The organism is Bdellovibrio bacteriovorus (genome assembly GCF_001592745.1).
GTDB lineage: Bacteria > Bdellovibrionota > Bdellovibrionia > Bdellovibrionales > Bdellovibrionaceae > Bdellovibrio > Bdellovibrio bacteriovorus_B.
This window is the reverse complement of record NZ_LUKD01000011.1, coordinates 1-1677: the sequence shown is the minus strand read 5'-3', so window position 1 is coordinate 1677 and position 1677 is coordinate 1. Positions and strand designations below refer to the sequence as shown.

General features: G+C 52.4%; 2 protein-coding genes. One reads left to right on the top strand and one right to left on the bottom strand.

Annotated elements, in window-relative coordinates; all coding sequences use genetic code 11:
• The first annotated feature begins 134 nt into the window (after positions 1-134).
• On the top strand, positions 135-506 hold the full coding sequence (locus AZI87_RS17920) for a Gp49 family protein (protein ID WP_001280570.1): 372 nt from the start codon (positions 135-137) through the stop codon (positions 504-506).
• 90 nt (positions 507-596) lie between these two features.
• Here AZI87_RS17920 and AZI87_RS17915 read toward each other — a convergent pair.
• A partial coding sequence (locus AZI87_RS17915; protein ID WP_063209891.1) for a hypothetical protein occupies positions 597-1677 on the bottom strand: 1081 nt, incomplete at its 5' end.

Genomic DNA, 1677 nt, shown 5'->3' with positions numbered 1-1677 from the left:
TATCACCGCCCTTTTTACAGCAGGACGCCATTGCGATGACTTCATGCTGTAAACCAGTACAGCCACGGAAGGCATAACTCATTGCTTCCAGTTCGCCCGGTTCGCCGGGCATTTTTTTAAGGTGAGATTAGACTATGAGTGACAAAGACATTGAATCTGAAATTCAGGCTAAAGGTTTAGCCGCGCCGCGCGTTACGCCAGACCATATCGAGAGCATTATTGCTCAGGAGGCATATTTCACAGCAGAAGATGGTGCCTTTGGCGTAGCCATAAAAGCGAAACATACTGGCGGAGAGGTAAACTACCAGCCGCACGAATCACTTTCTCTGCTGACGTTCTGCGTCCTGGTGCTGCGCAACGGCTTCACCGTCACCGGAGAGAGCGCCTGTGCAAGCCCGGAAAACTTTGATGCAGAAATTGGTCGGAAGATTGCCCGACAGAATGCTGTAAACAAAATCTGGATGCTTGAAGGTTACTTGCTGAAGCAGAAGTTAAGCGAGCAATAACACCGTGACATATCACAAACAGCCAGCCTATGAGCTGGCTTTGTTTTATCCTCATCAGAGGATATCAACAACATTATCCCCTCAAGCGGATTAAGCATAGGGATCGTAATCTGTGATGGCCTTGCCTTGCTGGTTCTGCTGCCCGGGAATTCGCAGACGCTTAGACACAGGGAACGCAAACGTCAGCAGTAGCGCATCGCCTTTACCCGGCGAACGCCCAAGCCGCTCCTTGATATCTTCCTTCGGTTCGATAACGATTTTACCGTCCACGCGAACTTTGTACTCTGCCGCCGACAGATCGTCCGCTGTTTCCTGGTCATCCAGCATCCCTCCCAACCTCAGCCATGTCTTGCATGAGTTGAACATCTCCCCACGCTTGTTAAGCATCTGCGGGTCAGTGGACGCACCGCCGAACGGAACAAGTTGCCATGTACGACCCCAGCCATCACCGATTGACTTCAGACCGGTTCCGTAACCGAAGTCAATGAACACCGCGTCAGCATTGTACTGGTCTTCAAAGTCAGCGATACGCTTCGCCATAATCAGATCGTCAGTGGTCTTGTTGCCAGTCCATAGCATCTTACTATGCAACCCCTGCCGCAGGTATATCACCGCGTCATCAACGCCGGAGTATGCCGGGTCAACGCCGATTATCACCGGAGCATGTGCAACCTGCGCAGCGGTTACCACCCGTTTCATTGCCTCATCAGTAAGACCGGTAGGGATAAACTGCAATTCAGATGCATCAGGGAATATGCCGCGCACACGGATTTTAACGAAGTCGCTGTCTTCCCCGTAGTCATCAACCCATTTCTGCAACTGCTGTTTGTTAGTGCCTTCCACCGTCCGGCTGTCAATCTGCGCAGTTTTCCAGCGGTGTTTATATTTGCGGAAACATTCGCGGAAACGCCCGGTATTACGCGTCGGGTTCCCGAACGCCACCCAGATGATTTCGGTGTCTTCGTCCGTCAGCGCACCCTCTGCTACCTCCCACACCAGATCGGCAATGTTGGATGCTTCGTCGAAAACCACGATGATGCGTTTGCGCTCGTTGTGTAGTCCGGCGAATGCCTCAGTGTTGTGCTCAGACCAGGGGATTGCGTCAGCTCGCCACCGCTTGTCGTGCCCAGGATCATTGCTGTACATCGCGGTAGCGGTACAGGTAAACCAG

Bases quoted from the DNA above. Each gene is read 5' to 3' on its own strand.
- AZI87_RS17920 (WP_001280570.1), top strand. From the start codon at position 135: ATGAGTGACAAAGACATTGAATCTGAAATTCAGGCTAAAGGTTTAGCC.